Below are 21,436 nucleotides of genomic sequence, written 5' to 3'. Positions count from 1 at the left end.
ACATCGTTGCCGATCAAGATGCGCCAGGTTTCGGCCTGAACGCGCCAAGGCCCGCGATCGCCAGCCGTTGCGCTGGGATGGCAGTTTCGGCGAACGAGAAGCGCAGGTAGCGGGCGGCGATCGGTCGGGCGAAGGCGATACGCTGAGCGGCAAGCGCGTAGGCAATGTTCGGGAGTTCGCCCTTGGCGATGTCCTGCCAGGTCTTGCCGTCGGTGCTCGCCTCGACCTGGCAGCCTTTCGGCGGGGCGGTCTTTGCCATCACCGCGCGGGAGGGGATGAGGACGAACCCGGCGAGCGTTTCGGTCGCGGCGAGGTCGATCGTGACCGAGGCGGGTGTGCCGGGCGCGGGCGCGGGCATGGTCCAGGCGGTCGCGCTGTCGTCGTCGAGCAGCGCCTTGGCGCCCGGCGCGGTCGCGGTGACGATCGACCAGCGGCTGGTGACGACGGTGGTCGTGTCGGTGTTTCGGACCGGGGCGACGGGAGCGGGTGCGACCTGGCGGAACAGCGCGATTTCGCGGACCGCGGGGCAGGCGGTGCCTTCGAGGATGCGCAAGCGGAGGCGGCGAGGGGCGATCGGCGATTCCAGGCGGACGATGCGTTGCGGGCCGATGCCCGAATGCTCGGCGAGTTTTTCCCATCGTCCGTTGATCTCCGCATCGATCGCGAAGCGGGTGACGCGTATGCCGAGCGGGAGATACTCGCGGAGGCGGATGAGGTCGAACGCGCGACCCGGCGGGAGGTCGAGCGTCAGCGTCGGCGTGGTGACGGCGTCGGGCGTCGACCAGTAGGTGTCGCGGTTGCCGTCGAGCACCGTGTTCGCCGCATAGGTCTTCCCGCGGACGTGGCTGGCCGATGCGACGGCGCCCTTTGCGAGATCGGTGGCGAAGGTCGCGGCCTGCGCCGTGCCGAACGATTTCAGCGTCTCGACGTCGATGTCGGCGAGGCGGCCGCGACGGTCGGGCGGCAGGTTGAGGTTGAGGTTGGTGCCGCGACCGACCGATTCGTCGTGGAGCTTGATCAGGCGCGCGGGCGTCTTGACCTTCGAATCCTCGTCGGCGTGGTAGAACCAGCCGGGGCGGATCGAAACGTCGGTCTCGGCAGGCCACCAGAGCGTGGCACCGCGCACGCCCGAATTGCCCTCGGACTGGACATAGGGGTGGTTCGGCATGGTCGGCCAGCACGGATCGCCCGCGACGCCGTCCTCGTTCCCGACCCAGCGCAGGTCCGCGCCGAGCGGATCGAAGGTGCAGGCCATCGGCTGGTGCTCGTGGACCAGCGCGACGATCGACGGCCAGTTATAGTATTTCGGCGCGTCGATCTTCCGCGTGTCGCGTGCGCCGCCGTAATAGCCGTCACCGCCGTTCGCACCGTCGAACCAGAATTCGAACAGCGTGCCGTAGCGCGTGCAGAGTTCGACCACCTGCTTGCGGAAATACTCGACATAGGCCGGCCGACCATATTCGGCGTGGTTGCGATCCCAGGGCGAGAGATACAGGCCGAAATCGAGCCCGGCGCGGCGCGTGGCGCGTTCCATCTCGCCGACGATGTCGCCCTTGCCGTCCTTGTAGGGGCTGTTGCGGATGCAGTGTTCGGTGAGCATCGTCGGCCAGAGGCAGAAACCGTCATGATGCTTGGCGGTCAGGATGATGCCGCGCATCCCGCCTGCCTTGGCGGCGGCGACGATCTGGTCGGGCGAGAAGTCCGACGGATCGAACAGCTTCGGATCCTCGTCGCCATAGCCCCATTCGCGATCGGTGAAGGTGTTGATCGAGAAATGGACGAACGCGTATTGCTCGCGCGCGTGCCAGGCGAGTTGGCGTTTCGAGGGCGTCGCGCCCCAAGGCTTCGGCGCGGTTTCGCGGCCGGCACCGATCGCGGGCGTGGCGCTGGCGGCTAGACCCGAGGCGAGCAGCAGGCGGCGGGAAACTTCGGTCATCATCGTCTCCGGGAGAGGCTCAGGCAGCGGGCTGGCCGAACGAGGGCGGTCGGTCGGCGAGCTTGGCGCCGAATGCAGGGTTCGGCGTGGCAGACATCGTGAAGCGGAGCGTGCCGCCAGCCGCGAGATCGGCGTGCGATATCCAGCTTTTCGTCCACGGCTTGCCGTTCCACTGGACCGCCGCGACGTAGGGCGTGTCGGCGCGGTTGCCGGGGGCGTCGACGACCAGCTTGCGACCCTTGCCGACGCGGACCTCGGCGTGGGTGAACAGCGGTGAGCCGAACACGTAGACCGCCGCGACCGGATCGACCGGGTAGACGCCGAGCGCGGACATCACGAACCACGCGCTCATCTGGCCGCAATCGTCGTTGCCGATGATCCCGTCGGGCGCGTTGCGGTACATCGTGGCGAGCAGCTTGCGGACGAGCGCCTGCGTCTTCCACGGCTGGCCGACATAGGCGTAGAGATACGGCACATGCTGATCGGGCTCGTTGCCGTGCGCGTATTGGCCGAGCAGACCGGAGATGTCGGGCGGCGCGTCCTTGGGTAGCGTCGACGGCGCGGCGAACAGCGCGTCGAGCCTGGCGGCGAACTTCGCGTCGCCGCCGAAATGCGCGATCTGGCCGTAGAGGTCGTGCTGGTTCAGGAAGGTCGTCTGCCAGCCATTCGCTTCGGTATAATCGCGGTAGCGCTTGGTATGGCCGAGCTGGATCGGGTCGTAGGGCGTCAGCCAGCTGCCGTCGGCGAGCTTTGGTCGCGCAAGGCCGATCGTTGGATCGAGTACGTTGCGGTAGTTGCGGCTGCGGAGACGCAGGCGATCGGCGTCTTCTTTCGCGCCGGCCTTCTGCGCGAGCGTTGCCATCGCCCAGTCGTCATAGGCGTATTCCTGAGTCCGGCTGACCGACTCGTCGACGACGTCCGCGGGGAGGTAGCCGCGCTCGATATAGGTGCCGCGCGCGCGGCTGTTGACGAGGTCGGGGGCGGCGGGATCGAACGCGCGCTTTCGGATCGCGGGCCATGCGGCGGCATAGTCGGCGTCGATGCGCTTTGCCGCGGCCTCGGCCATGATCGCGACCGAATGCCAGCCGATCATCGTGCCGGTCTCGACTCCCTGGAGCGGCCAGCAGGGCGGACCGTACGCGCTTTGCTGCGTCTGGCGGATCAGGTCGCGGACCAGCGACTTCGCGCGGTCGGGTGCGACCAAAGTCAGCAGCGGGTGGAGCGTGCGATACGTGTCCCAGGTCGAATAGGTGCTGTACGCCTGCTCGCCGGCGGGCACGCTGTGAACCTCGCGATCGAGCCCGACATAGCGGCCGTCGACGTCGGAGAAGAGCGTCGGCGCGATCATCGCGTGGTAGAGTGCGGTGGTCATGATGACGCGCGCATCGTCGGTGCCGCCCTCGACCTTCACGACCTTCAACGTGTCGGCCCAGTTCCGGATCGCCTGGCGCCGCGCGACGTCGAACTCGCGGAAATAGGACGCGGCGAGGTTGGTGCGCGCGCCGGCCATGTCGACCGCGGAGACGGCGGTGCGGACGACGATCGGTGCGGCGCCCGCATTGTCGTAATGCAGCACCGCGCGGACGCGGTCGGCGGTGACGATCGCGCCGTTGACGCTCTGCGTGTCGGCGTAGAGCGTGATCCGGTCGGGCTTTGGCGACACGTGCATCGCAAAATGGATGCGGCGGCCCTTCGCCCAGCGGAACGTCCGGCGGCTGCCGGTCAGCGTGCCGTCGGTATCGAGTTCGATCCGGCCCTCGTCGATCAGCGGACCTTCGCCGGGGCGACTGTCGCGGTAGTTGCCCAGATCGACCAGAAGGTGGCCGGGGCCGGCGGGGAAGTGGTGACGCTGCCAGCCGACACGCGTCTCCGCGGTCAGTTCGGAGCGGACGCCGTTGCCCAGCGTGACCGCGTAATAGCCGGGCTCGGTGACTTCTTGCGTGTAAGTCTGGCGATAGCCTTCGCCGGGCTTGTCGGGTGCGCCGGGCAGCAGCTTGACCGCACCGCGGCCCGGGACGACCAGCACGTCCATCAGGTCGGCGATGCCGGTGCCCGACAGATGCGTGTGCGAGAAGCCCATCATGGTCGGGTCGCCGTGATGATAGCCCGAACAGTTGGCCCAATTCTCGGTATCGGTGTCGGGGCTGACCTGGACCATTCCGAACGGCATCGTCGCGCCGGGATAGGTATGGCCGTCGCCGCCGGTGCCGATCCAGAGGTTGGGCGCGGCCTTTCCGGACCGTGCGGCGGCGGGGATCGCGCCGGTGATCGCCAGCGCACCGCTGGAGCCGAGCAGGGCGCGTCGGGTGATCTTCATAGTGCGCTCGCCAATAGTGCGGGGCGGGTGTTCGCAAGCTGAACGATCAGTTCGCCGAACAGGCCGTTGGCCCAGGCGAACCAGGAGCGCGTGAACTTGGCGGGATCGTCCTTGTCGAACGCCTCGTGGATGAAGCCGGTGTCGGCATCGGTGTCGCGCAGCATCCGCAGGCACGCGCGGACGGTTGTGTCGTCGGCGCCGGACAACGCGCGGACGATCAGCGACATTGGCCAGATCTGGCCAAGCCCGACATGCGGTCCGCCGATCCCCTCGGCCTTGCTGCCCTTGAAGAAATAGGGGTTGGCGTCGCTCCAGGCGGCATCGGCGGTGCGGCGCCAGAGCAGATCGGTGGCGGGGACGCAGCCCATATACGCGAGCGCGGAAAGCGACGGCACGTTGGCGTCGTCCATGAAGACGGCGTTGCCGAAGCCATCGACCTCGTATGCCCAGACCTCGCTACCGTCGCGCAGGCGCATCCGGCCGTGCGCGACGAGCGCCGCCTCGACTTCGTTCGCGAGCGCGGTCGCATCGGCGGCGAGCGCGGTGTCGTGACGCGCTTCGTTCGCGACGACCGCGAGTTCGCGCAGGGTGGTGACCGCGAACAGGTTGGACGGGATCAGATACGGGTAGAGGCAAGCATCGTCCGAGGGGCGGAAGCCCGACTGGATCAGGCCGTTGGGTTTGGCAGGATTGCCCCAGCCTTCGAGCGCCATCGTCTCGATATTGCGGTTCGAGGACCGGAGGAAGCTGTAGGGGCCGCGATCGTCCTTGCGCTGTTGCTCGCGGTAGGTGCGGATGCTCGCGCGCGCCGCCTCGGCCCAGGTCGCGTCGAACGGGGTCGCGTCGCGCGTCGCCTGCCAATAGCCGTAGGCGAGGCGCATCGGATAGCAGAGCGAGTCGATCTCCCATTTGCGCTCTGCGACGCCGGGTTTCATCTCGGTCTGGTCCTTCAGCGCCCAGCTGAGATTGGTCTTCGCCGTCGGGCTTTCCATGAACGCGTTGGCGTACGGGTCGATCAGGATCGAGCGCGACTGGCGCGCGATCAGGCCGCGGAAGAGCGTGCGTAACGCCGGATCGTCGCGGACGAGATGGAGATAGGGGCGAAGTTGCGCGGAGCTATCGCGAAGCCAGAGGCAGGGGATGTCGCCGGTGATGACGAACGCGTCGGGGGCGCCGCCGATCGTCGACATGCGAACCGTGGTGTCGAGCGTGTTCGGGTAGCAGTTGCCGAACATCCAGCGCAGCTTCGGGTCGCCGATCCGGGCGGAAACGCGCGCGATCTCGCGTTCGACCGAGCGGCTGGTGACGTTGCGGTCGGCGAGCGTGGGGCGCTTGCTCGGCAGTGAGGGGCGGGCGGCGAAGGCGGGCGTCCCGACGAGCGCGAGGCCACCGGCGACGCCGCCGGCCATGACAGTGCGGCGGTCCATGGTCGACGCGCTCACTTGGGCAACTCCACCGTCGCGCCGGTGATCGTGAGGTCGCTCCATTGGCCCGCGCCGTCGCCGGGCTGGCCGCCGCCGATATAGAGACGGTAGGCGCCGGGGACGATCGTCCGCGTGCCGTCGCGTGCGACGCTGCTCATCGAGCGGGGATCGATCGTGATCGGTACGGCGCGCGACTGGCCGGGCTTGAGCGCGACGCGGCCGAAGCCGACGAGCTGGCGCTGGAGGACGGGGGTGGTCGATCCGCCGGCCTTGGCCGGGGGCGCTACGAGGTAGGCCTGGACGACTTCTTCGCCGGCGCGGTTGCCGGTGTTCGACAGCTTGGCGGTGACGGTGAGTGGCTGTCCGGCGGCGACGCTGAGGGCGGGCTTGGCCGCGGCGTAGGCGAAATTGGTATAGCTCAGGCCGTGGCCGAAACCCCAGAGCGGCGTGCCGGTGAAGTAGCGATAGGTGCGCTCCTTCATCGTGTAGTCGGTGAACGCGGGCAGGTCGCCGGTGGTCTTGTAGAAGGTGACAGGAAGGCGGCCCGACGGGTTGTTGAGCCCCGCCAGCGTCTCGGCGATCGCGGTGCCGCCGGCCTGGCCCGGATACCAGGCAGCGAGGATCGCGTCGGCCGATGCCGGATCGACCGCGACCGCGCTGCCGCTGGTGAGGACGAGGACGATGGGCTTGCCGGTGGCCTTCAGTGCTTCGAGCAGGCGGACCTGCGCTGGAGGCAAGCCGATGTCGGTGCGGTCGCCGCCGACGAAGCCGGGGACGCTGACCGAGAGTGCTTCGCCTTCGAGATCGGGCGAGAGGCCCATCACGGCGACGATCACGTCGGCATCACGCGCGGTGGCGACGGCCTGATCGAGCAACGGCTGTGCGGGGGGGCTCCAGAGCAGGCGGACGCCTTCGTCGTCGCTGCGGTGATCGAGTTCGAGGCGGAACGGGACAGGCTTGCCATCGCTGGTCACCGTGACCTCAACGCGGCCCTTCTTGACCTCGCCGGCCGAGAGCTGGCGATCGCCGATCCAGAGCCGGACCGCGTCGTGCGTCGAGCAATCCTTCCAGCAGGCGGGGACGTCGACGACCAGCGGATAGGTGCCGGCGGCGGGAGGCGTGAAGGTCCCGGTCCAGCGCACGCCGAACGTCTTGGCGAGGCCAGGGGCGGGGCTCGCGCGGTTGTGGTCGATGTCGATGTGGCGATCGGTGCGCGTCAGGGTCGGTGCGCCGACGCCCGCTTGTGCGGTGAAATATTCGGTCTTCAGGCCGCCGGCGAAGACGGTCTCGGGGACGGGGACGGCTGCACCGTCGGCGAGCGACGAGCCTTGCGCGTAGCGGACGTTGGCGCCGCCGAACTGCTTGCGGATGCCCTCCAGCGGGGTGACGGGCGCGACCGCGGTGCCGTGGTAATTGCCTTGCAGCACGCCGAGATCGTCGGCGTCCGCGCCAATCACCGCGATCCGGCTGCCGGGCTTCAACGGCAGGCGGTTGGCGTCGTTCTTGAGCAGGACGATCGATTTCCGCGCCGCGTCGAGCGCGAGCGCACGGTGGGCGGAGGTGTCGACCTGGTTGGTGCCGATGCTGCGCCACGGATTGGCGCCGCCGAACGCGATGCCGAGCGCGCGACGGGCTTCGAACGCACGGGTGAGGGCGGTGTCGACCTCGGCTTCGGTGACGAGACCCTGACGGACCGCGGCGGGGAGGGCGGCATAGGCGCTGCCGCAATTCACGTCGGTGCCGCTCTTGATCGCGGCGGCGGCGGCGCCGGCGGCGTCGAGGCGGTAGTGATGATAGAGGCTGATGTTCGACACCGCGTCGCAGTCCGACACGGTGAAGCCCTTAAACCCCCAGTCGCGCCGCAGCCGGTCGACCATCAATGCGGACGATGCGCAGGCGGGGACGCCGTGGATCGAGTTGTAGGCGCACATCAGCGACTGCGCCTTGCCTTCGGTCACGGCGAGCCGGAACGCGGGGAAGTAGGTCGCCTCCAGGTCATAGGGGCTGGGATCGACGTCGAAGCTGTCGCGTCCGGCTTCGGGGCCGCTGTGCACCGCGAAATGCTTGGGGGTGGCGATGACCTTGGGGTGGAGCGGGTCGGGGCCCTGCAACCCGCCGATGAACGCGACGCCGAGGCGACCGGTCAGATACGGGTCCTCGCCGTAGGTTTCCTGGCCGCGGCCCCAGCGTGGATCGCGGAAGATGTTGATGTTGGGCGACCAGATCGTCAGCCCTTCGTAGATCCGGCGGTTCGCGCCGACGTCCTGCGCGTTGAAGCGCGCGCGGGCCTCGGTCGCGACGACGTCGCCGATCTTCGCGACCAGCGCGGTATCCCAGGTCGCGGCCATGCCGATCGCCTGTGGAAAGACGGTGGCGTGGCCGTTGCGCGCGAGGCCGTGAAGCCCCTCGTTCCACCAGTCGTACGCGGGCAGTCCGGCCTTCGGATCGGCGGGGACGGTGCTCTGCAACTGCGCCGCCTTTTGTTCGAGCGACATTTGCGCGACGGCAGTGGCCACCGGATCGGCGGATGCGAGCAGGAGCCAGATCATCGGGCGAGGGTCCTCAGGGTAAGCGCTTTTCGCAAGGTAGCGGCGGAGGCGTCGGAGACGACATGGATGGTGACGCTCTCGCCCGGCAGCAGGTCGAAGCCGTCGTCGGAGGGCTGGGCGGCGACGACGCCGAAATCGAGCATGACCGCGCGGGCCAGGTTGGTCGCGGTGATCTTCACGTCGGTGCCAGTCCAGCGAACGCTGAGGCCGGGGTCGGGGTACGCCATGTCCTTGGGCAGCGCGCGTTCGATGATCGCCCGGCTCGTGGCACCGTTATCGAGCTGCAGATCGGCGACCGCGTAGCTGCCGGTCGGCGGGGCAGCACCGAACAGCGCGTCGTCGGACAGCGTCGCGACCAGCCTCGACGAGAGCGGCTCGAGCATCAGCGCTGCGGTGGTGTCCTTCAACACCTTGCCGTCCATCGTCATCGTCCGGACCCGCCAGCGGGAGTCGACCAGCGTGGTCGCGTCGGAGATCAGCGAGATACGCGTCGCGCCGTCTTTCCGCTCGGCGACGATCGCTTGCGGCGCAAAGAACCGCCGGGCGGCGTAGTTGAGCAGCTTCCAACGGCCGGCATGATCGATGCTCGCCCAGCTGATCGATGGCCAGACGTCGTTGAGCTGCCAGTAGAGCGAGCCCATCGTCACCGGGCGGCAGGCGCGGTGATGCGAGGCGGCGATGCGGATCGCCTCGGCCTGGTTGACCTGCGTCAGGTAGACGAGATCGGCGAAATCGCGCGCGGGGCGCAACCGATCGCGCAGGTACATCATCAGGCGCTCATTGCCTTCGCCGGCGAGGAACTTCTGGTGTGCCTTCATTACTGGGGTGTCCGCGGTGAGCGTACCCTTGCCGGCGAATTCGCGGATCGTCGACAGGTCCGGCATCGACTGGAAGCCGTATTCGGACATGAAGCGCGGGCAGCTGTCGAGATAGTTCTCGACCGGCTTGGAGCCCGACCAGACGTCCCAGAAATGGCGGTCGCCGTCCTTGTCGGTGTCCACGGGACCCTCGTAGTTGGTCGAGGGCGAGCCGGGCCAATAGGGTGTGCCGGGCGCGTTGCGCGTCACGGCTTCACGCAGCACGCGGTCGAACAGCACGGCCATGCCAGCGCCGATGCGCTCCTGTTCGTCGGCGCCGACCGCCTTCTTGAACGCTTTCCGGTCGGACCAGTTTTCCCAGCCCGACAAAACCTCGTTGCCGCCGGCCCACAGCACGACGGAGGGGTGCGATCCGATCCGCGCGACCTGTTCCTCGGCCTCGATCCGGACGTTCTCGCGGAAGGCTGCGTCGGGCGGGGTGACGCTGCCGCCGAACATGAAGTCCTGCCACACCATCAGGCCCATGCGGTCGGCGATGTCGTAGAACGCGTCGTTGAGGTAGGTCCCGCCGCCCCAGATGCGGACCATGTTCATGTTGGCGTCGCGCGCGCCCTTCAGGATCGTTTCCATGTAGGCGGGCGTGACGCGCGCCGGGAAACTGTCGAACGGGATGATGTTCGCGCCCTTGGCGAAGATCGGCGTGCCGTTGACCTTGAACCCGAAGCTGCCGTCCTTGCGGATCAACTCGACCGTGCGCAGGCCGATCCGCTTCGTCACGCTGTCCTCGGGCGTCGGTTCCGCGCCGCCCAGCGAGGCGGTGACGGTGTAGAGCGGCTGCGCGCCGTAACCGACCGGCTGCCAACGTTTCGGATCCGCGATCGCCAGCGGGATCGAGACCGCGTTGTTGCCTTTGACGAGCGTCACCGTCCGGTCGACCGAGACCGTCTTGCCGTCCGGCCCGGTAACCGCGGCGCGGATCGTCGCGACACCGGGCGTCTCGACGGCGATGTCGAGCTTGGCGGACAGCCGCGCTTCGGTCGGCGTCAGTGCTTCCTGGTCGACACGGAGCGTGTCGATCCGCGCGTCGTCCCAGATCTCCAGCCGGACCGGCCGCCAGATGCCGGTGTTGACGATGCGGGGACCCCAGTCCCAGCCGTAATTGTATTTGGGTTTGCGGATATAGGGCGAGGTCTGCTTGCCCTTCGGCTCGTCGCCGAACGCGCTGTCATATTCGCCGGGCAGCGGGTTCTTCTCGGCGAGCACCATCGGCTGGAGGGTGCGGATCGGCGAGGCGATCGTCACCAGCACCTCGTTGCGCCCGACCTTCAGCACCGGCTGCGCGTCCACGCGCCAGCGCCGGTGCGCGTTGTCGGTGGTCAGCAGGACCGTGCCGTTGACGCTGACCGTCGCGAACGTGTCGAGCCCGTCGAACACGAGGTCGAGGTGATTGCGCTGCATCATCGCCGGGGTGACATCGAACTCCCGGCGGAACTGCCATTTGGTCAGCCCGGCCCACTGGATCGCCGCCTCGTTGGTGCCCTTGAACGGATCGGGCACGCGGTGCGCCGCGATCAGGTCCTGCTGCACCGATCCGGGGACGGCCGCCGGCAGCCACGTGGCCTCGCGCTTGTGCGCGGCGGTCGCGGCGGTGTCGGTCGGATCGATCCGCACCTGCCACGCGCCGTCGAGCGGCACGACGGTCTTGGGCGAGGCGAGCGCAGGCGCGGCGAGCGCGATCAGGGGGAGGACGAACCAGCGACGCATCAGCGTGTCTCCGACAGGGTCATGCGCTCGACCGCGTAGAACGGGTCGGAAATGGGGGCGGTGAATTGCAGGCAGATGTCGCGGTCTCCGGTGATCGTCGGCAAATTCCCCTTCACGCTGAAGCGGGTCGGCGCGGTCTTTGGATCGGGCAGTGGGAACGTGCCCGCGATCACCGGTTTCGTGCCCTTCACGGTGCAGCCGACCAGCACCATCAGCTCGCCGTGCGGCGTCACGTTGTAATGCTGGCGGACCTTGGAGACGTCGTGCGCGAGGCCCCAGTTGCGCGGTAGGCGGGCGATATCGATCGCGAACCCCTTGGCGACGTCCATCGGCGCGGCCGGGTAGGCGGTGCAGGTGTCGAAGATGTCGGCGTTGAACACCGGCGCATTGCCCTGCGCCTCTGACGTCAGCGGCAGGCGCAGGCCGAGAGATCCCTCGGGGCAGGCGATCATGTCGGACGCGGTGCGGGTGAGCAGGGCCTGGCGACCGGTCTCGAACAGGCTGGGTTCGGCGACCGGCTGGCCACTCGCATCGAACGCGGCGGCGCGGATCGACACGCCGGGCTTAACCGACAGCGGTGCGGTGTAGGCGGGCGAGCGTGCGGTCGGCATTTTGCCGTCGAGCGTGTAGCGGATCGTGCCGTACGGCGCTTGCGTGGCGAGCACGACTTTCGCGCGGTTGGTACGGAGCGCATCGCCGCGCGTGCCGTCGAGCGTGTAGCCGACCGCGAACGCACTGTCCGCGACCTCCAGCCCCGACTTGCGCCAGCGCCGGATCTGCGGCTGGACCCGGTCGAGGAAGCCGGCGAAGTCGCGCTTGTCCTTGCCCGACCAGGTGATTTCCGCGAGCGCGGCGGCGCGTGGGAAGATCAGGTGCTGCATCTGGTATGGCGTAACGATGTACTCGCTCCACAGATTGGCCTGCGCGCCGAGCACGTGCTGCGCCTTGTCCGCCGAGATGCCCGCCGGCATCGGCTCGTAGTTATAGACGGTTGCGAGCGACTGGATTGCGAGGCGACCGGGTGGTTCGTCGCGCCGGTCGCTCTGCAGATTGTCGAAATACAGTGTCGGGGCAGGCGATAGCACGACGTCGTGGTTCTGGTTGGCGGCATCGACCGCGCCCTTCTCGCCGCGCCACGACATCACCGAGGCCGACGCGGGCAGGCCGCCCTCGAGGATCTCGTCCCAGCCGATCAGGCGACGCTTCTTGTTCGCCAGATAAGTGCCGAACTGGTCGATCATCCAGCTTTGCAGGCCGTTCTCGTCCTTGATGCCGAGCCTCGCCATCTGCGCCTGGACCTCGGGGCTGCGTTCCCACTGGTCCTTGACCGCCTCGTCACCGCCGAGGTGGACATAGGTGCCGGGGAACACCGCCATCAGTTCGTCGAGCACCGTCTTGACGAAGGCGATGCCCTTGGGGCCGGGGTTGAAGAGGTACGGGTTGACGCCCCATGCGTTGCTGACCTCAGGCGTGTCGCCGATCACGCCGAGCTCGGGATTGGCCGCGACCAGCGCCTGTGCGTGGCCGGGCAGGTCGATCTCGGGGACGATCACGATGCCGCGCTCGGCGGCGTAGGCGACCAGTTTGCGCAGTTCGTCCTGCGTGTAGAAACCGCCGACGCGCGTGCCGGGTGCTTCGCCGGTCGAGGGGCTGGTGCGGATGCTGCCGATCTCGGTGAGCTTGGGATACGCCTTCACCTCGAACCGCCAGCCCTGGTCGTCCGACAGATGGAGGTGGAGTGTGTTGAGCTTCACCGACGCCATCTGGTCGACGATCGCGTAGATCGACGGCAGCGACTGGAAATGCCGCGCGGTGTCGACCATCAGCCCGCGCCAGCCGAAGCGGGGGGCGTCGTCGATCGTCACTGCCGGGATGCGGACCGGCTGGCCGAACGCGCGATCGGGGCTGATGAGCTGGGCGAGCGTCATCGCGCCGTAGAGAAGCCCGGCGTCGCCCGACGCGGTAATCCTGGCGCCCGAAGTGTCGACGGTCAGCCGGTACGCTTCGGCGCCCTTGATCGCGGCATCGCGGACGAAGCGGATCGTGCCATTCGGCGACATCTGGAGAGCAAGCCCGCGCTCGGTCTTCACATGCGCGACGAGCAGGCGCACTGCGGCGGCGGCACCGGCGTCGGACGGATCCGCGGCGATCGTCGCACCGTTGGCGACCGTGAAGCTGCCGGCGGTGCGGGTGATTGTCGAGGGCTGCGGTACCAGCGGCAGGCGGTCCTGCGCCCAGACCGGGACCGCGCAGAGAGCGGCGGGAAGCAGTGCCGTCGCCACCAGCAAGCGCCCGGCATTTCGGTTCGCGGTTGCGCGCATGTCGACTGCTCCCTGTATCGGCTCCTGACGGCCACTGGTCGAGGAATGTAACCAATATAAGTCCATACACAACCCTGTCATTTGGCGGCAAGGTTGCGCTACTAGGGCCGGCGATCGTATGTGACGCGGTCACCGAACATACCAATATGGCCCATGGATTTAGTCTGGTTGCCCAGCACGCGGTCCTTGGCTACGCTACCGCAAAGGACGCGGCAAGGCTCGCTTTGGGTTGCCGGTCGGAGGGGGAATACATGGCGTTTTCCGATGACATCGGACGCTTTCGCAAGGGAAATCCATCGCCGCTCTACCTCCAGTTGCAGGAACTGATCCGCAACGCGATCGGCGAAAAGCTGTTGGTACAAGGCAATGCGATCCCGGCCGAGCGCGATCTCGCGGTCGAGTACGACGTTTCGCGCATCACCGTGCGCAAGGCGATCGGCGGACTGGTCGAGGAAGGGCTCCTCACGCGCAGGCGCGGGGCGGGGACGTTCGTCGCCGGGCGCGTCGAGAAAAGCTTCTCGAAGCTGTCGTCGTTCAGCGAGGACATGGCGGCGCGCGGCCGAACGTCGAGCAGCAGCTGGATCTCGCGTTCGGCGGGGCAGGTGAACCCGGAGGAAGCGATGGCGCTGGGGTTGTCGCCGGGCGCGGCGGTGTTCCGCTTCAACCGCATACGCTATGCCGACGAAGAGGCGATGGCGCTCGAATTCTCGACCATCGCGGGATATTGCCTCCCGTCGGTCGAGGTGGTCGATGACTCGCTCTACACCGCGCTCGAGAACGCCGGCAGCCGGCCGGTACGCGCGCTGCAACGCCTGCGCGCGGTGCCGTTCGGCGGCGAGCATGCGCGGATGCTGGGCGTCGACGCGGGCCATGCCGGGCTGCTGATCGAGCGCCGCGGCTTCCTGCGCGATGGCCGCGCCGCGGAGTTCACCCGCTCCTATTACCGCGGCGATGCGTACGACTTCGTCGCCGAACTCGCCGATATCTGACCTTTACCGAGAGCACCGATGAACCGACGTGAGCTTCTTGTTGGCACGGCGGGCGCCGGTGCTTCTCTGGTCGTAGGGCCGATCGAGACCGGGTTCGCGGCTAGCATCAAGGCGCAGGGCAGTGCCGGCGCGCTGCCCATGCCGCAGCCGTCGCGGACCTTGCCGTCGCGCGCGCTAGTGCAGGATCCGTCGCGGACACTGATCGAGCGCGGGTGGCTGTTCCACGAGGGTGACGTGATCGCGCCCGCGCCCGAAGGCCACAACACGACGTATCTGAGCGTGAAGGCGGGCAACGCACTCGGCGCCGCGGCGATGGCGTATGACGATTCCGACTGGCAGTCGGTCCGCCTGCCGCATGACTGGGCGTCGGCGCAGCCGTTCGTGAAGACCGCAAGCATCTCGCAAGGCTTCCGTGCACGCGGTATCGGCTGGTACCGACGGACGCTGCGGCTCGACCCGGCGGACCGCGGCAAGACGATCGGGCTGCAGTTCGACGGGATCGCGACCAACGCGACGGTCTGGGTCAATGGCAGCGTCGTGGCGCATAACTGGTCGGCGTATAACAGCGTCGAGATCGACCTGACGCCATTCGGGCGGTTCGGCGACGACCTTAACGTCATCGCGGTGCGCGTCGATGCGCAGGCGATGGAGGGCTGGTGGTACGAAGGCGCGGGGATCTATCGCCATGCGTGGCTGATCCGCCGGGCATCAGTGGCGATCGTGACGGACGGCGTGCACTGCGATCCGAGGCGCGCCGCGAGTGGCGCCTGGAGCGTGCCGGTCGAAGTGACGCTCGGCAGCATCGATCACGCGTCGGTCGGCGTGACGGTGGACGTCGCGCTGCTCGATCCCGAGGGCAAGCGCGTGGCGGGGGCGCAGGCGACCGCGACGGTCCTGTCGTTGGAGCGCGCGACCGCGATGGTCACGCTGGCCGTGCCTGCCCCGCGCATCTGGTCGATCGAGACGCCGACGCTCTATACCGTCGTGACGCATGTCCTGCGCGACGGCGCGATCGTGGATGAGCGGCGGATACCGGTCGGCTTCCGCACGATCCGCTTCGATGCGGACCGGGGCTTCCTGCTCAACGACACGTCGGTGAAGCTCAAGGGCGTGTGCCTGCATCAGGATCATGCCGGGGTCGGCACGGCGATCCCCGATGCGCTGCTGCGCTGGCGGCTGGAGCGGCTGAAGGCGATGGGCTGTAACGCGATCCGCTGTTCGCACAACGCCCCGGCCGCCGAACTGCTCGACCTGTGCGACGCGATGGGCTTCGTCGTGATGGACGAGAACCGCCAGTTCAATCCGGCGCCCGACTACATGGCGCAGCTCGAATGGATGGTCCGCCGCGATCGCAACCATCCGAGCGTCATCCTGTGGTCGGTGTTCAACGAGGAGCCGATGCAGGGCACCGAGGCGGGCGTCGAGATGCTCCGGCGGATGGCGCACGCGGCGCATGCGCTCGACGACAGCCGGCCGGTGACGGGCGCGATGAACGGCGCGTTCTTCGATCCGATCAACGTGTCGAGCATTTTCGACGTGGTCGGCTTCAACTATTACCAGGGCGATTACGACCGGTTCCACCAGCTCAACCCGACCAAGCCGATGACGAGCTCGGAGGATACCAGCGCCTATGAAACGCGCGGCGCCTTCGCGAGCGATCCGGCCGAGCATGTCCAGTCGTCCTACGACGTCGAGGCGGCGAGCTGGGGCGATACGCACCGCGCGACGTGGAAGAAGATCGCCGATCGCCCGTTCGTCGCGGGCGGGTTCGTGTGGACCGGGTTCGATTATCACGGCGAACCGACGCCGCATGAATGGCCGACGATCTCGAGTTTCTTCGGGATCCTCGACCTGTGCGGGTTCCCGAAGACTGCGTTCGATATTCATCGTGCGCACTGGGTGGATGATGCTGCGGTCGTCAGTCTTACGCCGCACTGGACTTGGCCTGGACGCGAGGGGCAGCCGGTCGTGGTGCTGGTGATGAGCAATGCCGAGCGCGTCGCGTTGCGGCTGAACGGGCAGACGGTCGGCGAGCAGGCGGTCGACCGGATCATGGGCAACGAGTTCAGCGTGCTCTACGCGCCGGGGCGGATCGAGGTTGTCGCGATGCGTGGCGGCAAGGTCGTCGCTACTGCGGCGCACGAGACTGTCGGCAAGCCGGTTGCGTTGCGCTTGACGCCGGCGCGGACCGTGATGGCGGGCGACGACGAGGATACGCAGCCGGTGACGATCGACGCGATCGATGCCGCCGGGCGTCACGTACCGACCGCGAACCTGCCGACGCGGTTCTCGGTCGATGGCGCGGCGATCATCGGTGTCGGGAATGGCGATCCGAACAGCCATGAGCCGGAGAAGGGCAATGCGCGGTCGTTGTTCAACGGGCTGGCGCAGGTCATCGTGCAGGCGGGGACGGGCCGGGGGCGGATCGTGATGACCGCTACCGCGCCGGGGCTCAAGCCTGCGCGGCTGGTGATCGACCGGGCAGCGATCGTACCGCGGGCGCAGATGGCTGCGACCTATGGTGGGCAGGCGATCCGGGAGTGGCGACGCTCGCCGGCGTTCGCTGCGCGGCCCGATTCTGCGCTGGCGCCGATCGATGGGGATAATAACAGCTGGGCGTTCGTGCGGAGCGGTACGCCGGTTCAGGCTGCGGCGGAGGGGCGTTGGCGGCTGTACCGCGCGAGCGTGACGCCGTGCCGGCGGATCGGTGCGGAGGGCGGCACGATCCGCTTCGCCGCGATCGCGGGTAAGGCCGAGCTGTGGGTCGATGGCCGGCGGCTCGCCTTGAAGACTGGGGTGGAGGCTGGGCCGCTCGAGGCGGCGTTGCCGGCGGGCGGCGGCGTGCGCCAGATCGTGCTGGTGGTGGAAGCGGCTGCGGATGGGGTTTCGGGCATCCTCGGCGCGGTAACGATGGAGCCGTTAGCGCGCTAAAGCATACATGCTCGATCCTCCCCCGCCGGGGGGAGGTGGCGCCGGAGGCGACGGAGGGGGAGGACACGCAACGGGCGTTTCCCTTTCCTCCCCCTCCGTCTGGCAAGCGCCAGCCACCTCCCCCTGGCGGGGGAGGATCAGTATCAGAGTCTAGCGTGCCAGCGTGATAAGCACGACATCGGTCGCGAGCAGATGCACCTGACCGGGTGCCGGCCGCGCGATCGCGCGAACGCCGAGTTTCACCAGCCCTGCATCATCCGCTAGCCCGGCGTCAGTCAGCTCGACGCGCAAACGACCGATGTGGCGGCTGGCTCTGCGGATGTTCGCCGCACCGCCGAGCGCGCCCTCGGTTGCGGACGACAGGCTGATCATATCCTCCACGAAAGCCGCCGCCGGCTTGATCGCCACATCGCCACCCAGTGCCAGCGCATCGCGGATTTCCATCGAGACGACATCGGCGATTGGCCCGAGCACAACCTGAAGCGCGGAGTTCGACGGGCGCAGGATACCGCGCGCGCCGAGGGCCTTCAGCGCGGCATCGTCGACCGCGGACTGGTCGACCACGATCAACCGCAACCGCGTCGTGCACGCGCTCACCGTGGTCAAATTCGCCCCGCCGCCGAGCGCCTGCGCGAACGCCGCCCCGCGCCCGCCTGCCGTGGGGGTCGTCACCGCGGCGACGGTCTCGGTTTCTCGCCCCGGCGTCGCGAGGTCGAACTTGCGGATGAAGAAGCGGAACAGCCCGTAATACAGCACGAAATACACCGCGCCGACCGGCAGCAGGACGAGCGGTCGCGTCGCCTTGCCGAAATTCAGCACGTAATCGAGCAGCCCCGCCGAGAAGCCGAAGCCCATCTTGACGCCGAGCAGGTCCATCAGCGCCATCGACAGGCCGGTCAGCACCGCGTGCACCGCGTAGAGCACGGGCGCGAGGAACATGAAGCTGAACTCGATCGGCTCGGTGACGCCGGTCAGCGCCGAGGTGAGCGCGAGGCTGAGCAGCATGCCGCCGACCGCCTTCCGGCGCTCGGGCTTGGCGGAATGGTACATGGCGAGGCACGCGGCGGGCAGGCCGAACATCATCACCGGGAAGAAGCCGGCCATGAAGATCCCGGCCGACGGATCGCCTGCGAAGAAGCGGCGCAGGTCGCCCGAGGTGCCGTGGTAATCGCCGGCGACGAACCAGACGATGTTGTTGAGCAGGTGATGCAGCCCGGTGACGAGCAGCAGGCGGTTGAGCAGCCCGAACACGAACACGCCGATCGCACCGCTGCCGGTGATCGCGACGCTCAACTGGTCGACGCCCTGGCTCAGGAGCGAGAAGCCGAAGCCGAACACCGCCGCGAGCACGAGACCCGCCACGCCGCTGACGATCGGCACGAACCGGCGCCCACCGAAGAAAGCGAGATATTCGGGCAGCTTGATCGTCGAATAGCGATTGTAGAGCGTCCCGCCCGCGAGCCCCGACAGGATGCCGATCGGCACGTCGAGCCGCGCCATCGCCTTGGCCTTCCACGCCGCGACGGCGAGGTCGGCGGAAACGCCGGTCAGCCCTGCGGATACTTCGGGCGCAACGGTGATCAGGACTTTTCCGGCTTCGGTCGCGACCAGGAAGCAGACGACGCCGGCGAGACACGCGGCACCGTTGCCGTCGCGCGCGAACCCGGTGGCGACGCCGATCGCGAAGAGCAGCCCGAGGTGCGAGAAGATCGCGTCGCCCGCCGCGCTGATGAAGGCGATGTCGAGCAGGTCGGGCTGGCCGAGGCGCAGCAGCAGGCCGGCGATCGGCAGCACCGCGATCGGCAGCATCAGCGCGCGGCCGAGCGGCTGGAGGGCTTCGAGGATCGATTTCATGCGGTGAACTCCCGGGCGAGCGAGCGGACTTCGGCGGCGGACCCGCATTGCAGCGCGGCGGCGGCATGCGCGCGGCACGCCTCCATCGTCAGCGTCGCGACCAGCGCCTTGATCTCGGGGACCAGCGATGGTGCGGACGAGAGTTCGGTGACGTCGAGCCCGATCAGGATGGGGACGGCGAGCGGGTCTGACGCGAGCCCGCCGCACACGCCGGTCCAGCGGCCATGCGCCGCGCCGCCCTTGCAGGTCTGTGCGATCAGCCGGAGGACGGCGGGGTGCAGTCCGTCGATCCCGCTCGCGACGGCCGCGTTGCCGCGGTCCATCGCCAGCGTATATTGGGTGAGGTCGTTGGTGCCGACCGACAGGAAATCGGCCTCTGCGGCAATCAGGTCGGCGGTAACGGCGGCGGCGGGCGTCTCGATCATCACGCCGACGGGCACGCGGTCGACGATGCCGATCTCTGCGGCGACGCGGTCGACCACCGCGCGGACCGCGCGCAGTTCGTCGAGGCTGGCGATCATCGGCACCATGATGCGGCATTGTCCGGCGGGCTTTACCGACAGGATCGCGCGAACCTGGTCCTCCAGGATCTGCGGGTGCGCGAGCCCGACGCGGATGCCGCGCAAGCCTAGTGCGGGGTTCTCTTCCGGCGCCATCGGCAGATACGACGCGGGCTTGTCGCCACCGATGTCGAGCAGGCGGACGATCAGCGGACGGCCGTCGAGCGCGTCGGCGATCGCCTGGTAATCGGCGGTCTGTTCGGCGACCGTCGGCGCGGCATCGCGTTCGAGGAACAGGAATTCGGTGCGCAACAGGCCCGAGCCTTCCGCGCCGTTCTCGACAGCGAGATGCGCATCGCCGAGCGCGCCGAGATTGGCGAACGCTTCGATCCTGGTGCCGTCGGCCATGCGGCAGGGTTCGCCGGCCCGCGCGAGCGCTTCGGTGCGGCGGACCTGCGCCTGGACGATCCGGACCTGCGTGGCGACGAGCGTGTCGCCGTCGGGATCGATCCGCAACAGGCCTTCGCTGGCATCGAGGATTACTGGCGTGTCATCGGTAACGGCGTTCAACGGCGACCCGATCGCGACCAGCGCGGGGAGGCCCATCGTCGCGGCGAGGATCGCGACGTGCGAGGTCGGGCCGCCGCGCTCGACGCAGAAGCCGACGATGTTCGCACGGTCCAGCGACAAGACGTGCGACGGCAGCAGGTCCTCCGCGAGCAGGATCGTGTCGGGCGGGAACGACAGAGGCGTGTTCTCGACCCCGGCGATCAGCGCGAGCAGCTGGCGTTCGAGATCGAGCATGTCGTCGGCGCGCTCCGCGAGGCGCGGATCGCTGCTGGTGCGCAACGCGTCGGCCTGCGGACGGATCGCGGCGCGCCACGCATGGCCGGCGCTCTCGCCGCGGGCGATGCCGCTGCGCGTCGTCTCGTGGAGCATGGGATCGTCGAGCATTGCCGCGTGCGCCTCGACGATCGCGCGTTCGGGACCGGTCGCCGTGCGAGCGCGGTCCGCGAACCGGGTCGAGAGCGTGGTAACGGCCGCATCGAAGCGAGCTTCCTCGACGGCGATGCATTCGCCCTGTTTGGGGACGACGATGTCGGCGGGGCGAAACCAGCGCGCACGGCCGATTGCCAGGCCGGGTGCCGCGGTGACGCCGGTCAACGCGCCGTCGACTGCGGGGCGGGCCGGCACGGGGGCGGCGACGGGCGCGCGGGCGGGGGCTTCGGCGGACTCGTCCATGCCGCTTTCGATCAGGTCGCAGATCGCGGCGAGTGCGGTGGCGGCATCGGCGCCGGCTGTGGTGACAATGATCGTCTCGTTGTGGCGTATTGCCAGGGCGAGCAGGGCTATCGGGCTGCGAACGTTGGCGGTCTTGTCGCCGGATGCAAGCGTCACGTCGGCGTCGAAGCGCTTCGCGGTCGCGGCAAGGCGCGCGGCGGGGCGGGCGTGGATGCCGTGCGGGAGCGGAACGACGACCGCCCGTTCGTGCGTCGCGCCGTCCTGATTCGTCTCGCGGCGTGCGACCACATCGCTGGGTTCCAGGGTCATCAGCGGATCGCCGACCGCGACCAGTTCGCTGGAGACTGCGTGGACGATGCTGAACCGGTCTGGGTTCACGACGACGATCGGCGTGACGACCGCGCGAGCCTCTTGCACGAGCAGGTCGAGGTCGAAGCGGATCAGCGGTGCACCGCGCTCGACCGTGTCGCCGACCGCGACGCACGGGGTGAACCCGCGTCCGCCGAGCGCGACCGTGTCGAGCCCGATGTGGATCAGGATCTCCGCACCCTCGGGCGTCGCGAGCGTGATCGCGTGGCCGCTCGGCAACAGCGTCAGCACGGTGCCGGCGCACGGAGCATAGAGACAGTCGCCGGTCGGATCGATCGCGACGCCGTCACCCAGCATCCGTTCCGAGAAGACCGCGTCGGGCACCTCCTCGATCGGCGTTGCCCAGCCCTGCATCGGCGCGGTCAGGAGGATGGAGGCCATGGTGCGTTCTCGATGCCAGAAGGGATGGGCTCGACGCCGAC

At 68.4% G+C, this 21,436-nt stretch carries 10 protein-coding genes; 2 read left to right on the top strand and 8 right to left on the bottom strand.

The features are described 5' to 3' along the window. Positions 1-13: 13 nt before the first annotated feature. The 6 genes from SJY41_RS09775 to SJY41_RS09750 are packed head-to-tail and all read right to left on the bottom strand — an operon-like array spanning position 14 to position 13,129. Complete coding sequence (locus SJY41_RS09775) at positions 14-1,936, bottom strand: alpha-L-fucosidase (RefSeq protein ID WP_380781239.1); 1,923 nt, start codon at positions 1,934-1,936, stop codon at positions 14-16. Positions 1,937-1,955: 19 nt separating this feature from the next. Beyond that, positions 1,956-4,253 (bottom strand): GH92 family glycosyl hydrolase, encoded by a 2,298-nt coding sequence (locus SJY41_RS09770; RefSeq protein WP_380781237.1) that lies wholly within the window; start codon positions 4,251-4,253, stop codon positions 1,956-1,958. Further along, a complete protein-coding gene (locus SJY41_RS09765) occupies positions 4,250-5,680 on the bottom strand; it encodes a glycoside hydrolase family 125 protein (RefSeq protein WP_380784102.1) in 1,431 nt (476 codons plus the stop codon). The genes SJY41_RS09770 and SJY41_RS09765 overlap by 4 nt, the downstream gene beginning before the upstream one ends. 11 nt (positions 5,681-5,691) lie before the next feature. Further along, the gene (locus SJY41_RS09760; protein ID WP_380781235.1) at positions 5,692-8,226 is read right to left on the bottom strand and encodes a glycoside hydrolase family 3 C-terminal domain-containing protein; all 2,535 of its coding nucleotides are present in this window, start codon (positions 8,224-8,226) and stop codon (positions 5,692-5,694) included. Beyond that, positions 8,223-10,808, bottom strand: a complete 2,586-nt coding sequence (locus SJY41_RS09755; protein ID WP_380781233.1) for a glycoside hydrolase family 2 protein — start codon at positions 10,806-10,808, stop codon at positions 8,223-8,225. Before SJY41_RS09755 ends, SJY41_RS09760 begins: the two co-directional genes overlap by 4 nt. After that, positions 10,808-13,129, bottom strand: a complete 2,322-nt coding sequence (locus SJY41_RS09750) for a beta-N-acetylhexosaminidase (RefSeq protein ID WP_380781231.1) — start codon at positions 13,127-13,129, stop codon at positions 10,808-10,810. Before SJY41_RS09750 ends, SJY41_RS09755 begins: the two co-directional genes overlap by 1 nt. Positions 13,130-13,380: 251 nt before the next feature. Here SJY41_RS09750 and SJY41_RS09745 point away from each other — a divergent pair, with 251 nt between their 5' ends. Both SJY41_RS09745 and galA read left to right on the top strand, forming a co-directional pair. Then, positions 13,381-14,118: a GntR family transcriptional regulator gene (locus tag SJY41_RS09745; protein ID WP_380781229.1), complete on the top strand. Its 738-nt coding sequence runs from the start codon at positions 13,381-13,383 to the stop codon at positions 14,116-14,118. 18 nt (positions 14,119-14,136) lie between these two features. Then, positions 14,137-17,049 (top strand): beta-galactosidase GalA, encoded by a 2,913-nt coding sequence (galA, locus tag SJY41_RS09740; protein WP_380781227.1) that lies wholly within the window; start codon positions 14,137-14,139, stop codon positions 17,047-17,049. 150 nt (positions 17,050-17,199) lie between these two features. On the opposite strand, the gene nagE is transcribed toward galA, so the two are convergent. Further along, entirely contained in the window at positions 17,200-18,903 is a 1,704-nt protein-coding gene (nagE, locus tag SJY41_RS09735; RefSeq protein WP_380781225.1) for an N-acetylglucosamine-specific PTS transporter subunit IIBC, read from the bottom strand. After that, positions 18,900-21,395: a phosphoenolpyruvate--protein phosphotransferase gene (ptsP, locus tag SJY41_RS09730; protein ID WP_380781223.1), complete on the bottom strand. Its 2,496-nt coding sequence runs from the start codon at positions 21,393-21,395 to the stop codon at positions 18,900-18,902. The genes nagE and ptsP overlap by 4 nt, the downstream gene beginning before the upstream one ends. Positions 21,396-21,436: the final 41 nt, after the last annotated feature.

It is taken from the genome of Sphingomonas sp. R86520 (assembly GCF_042466285.1).
Lineage (GTDB): Bacteria > Pseudomonadota > Alphaproteobacteria > Sphingomonadales > Sphingomonadaceae > Sphingomonas.
Note: the sequence above shows the minus strand (reverse complement) of the source record. Positions and strands in the feature narration are given on the sequence as shown.

What these genes read in the sequence shown, in the direction of transcription:
- galA (WP_380781227.1), top strand. Translation starts at nt 14,137, where the DNA reads ATGAACCGACGTGAGCTTCTTGTTGGCACGGCGGGCGCCGGTGCTTCT.
- nagE (WP_380781225.1), bottom strand. Translation starts at nt 18,903, where the DNA reads ATGAAATCGATCCTCGAAGCCCTCCAGCCGCTCGGCCGCGCGCTGATG.
- SJY41_RS09770 (WP_380781237.1), bottom strand. Translation starts at nt 4,253, where the DNA reads ATGAAGATCACCCGACGCGCCCTGCTCGGCTCCAGCGGTGCGCTGGCG.
- SJY41_RS09760 (WP_380781235.1), bottom strand. Translation starts at nt 8,226, where the DNA reads ATGATCTGGCTCCTGCTCGCATCCGCCGATCCGGTGGCCACTGCCGTC.
- SJY41_RS09775 (WP_380781239.1), bottom strand. Translation starts at nt 1,936, where the DNA reads ATGACCGAAGTTTCCCGCCGCCTGCTGCTCGCCTCGGGTCTAGCCGCC.
- SJY41_RS09765 (WP_380784102.1), bottom strand. Translation starts at nt 5,680, where the DNA reads ATGGACCGCCGCACTGTCATGGCCGGCGGCGTCGCCGGTGGCCTCGCG.
- SJY41_RS09755 (WP_380781233.1), bottom strand. Translation starts at nt 10,808, where the DNA reads ATGCGTCGCTGGTTCGTCCTCCCCCTGATCGCGCTCGCCGCGCCTGCG.
- SJY41_RS09745 (WP_380781229.1), top strand. Translation starts at nt 13,381, where the DNA reads ATGGCGTTTTCCGATGACATCGGACGCTTTCGCAAGGGAAATCCATCG.
- SJY41_RS09750 (WP_380781231.1), bottom strand. Translation starts at nt 13,129, where the DNA reads ATGCGCGCAACCGCGAACCGAAATGCCGGGCGCTTGCTGGTGGCGACG.
- ptsP (WP_380781223.1), bottom strand. Translation starts at nt 21,395, where the DNA reads ATGGCCTCCATCCTCCTGACCGCGCCGATGCAGGGCTGGGCAACGCCG.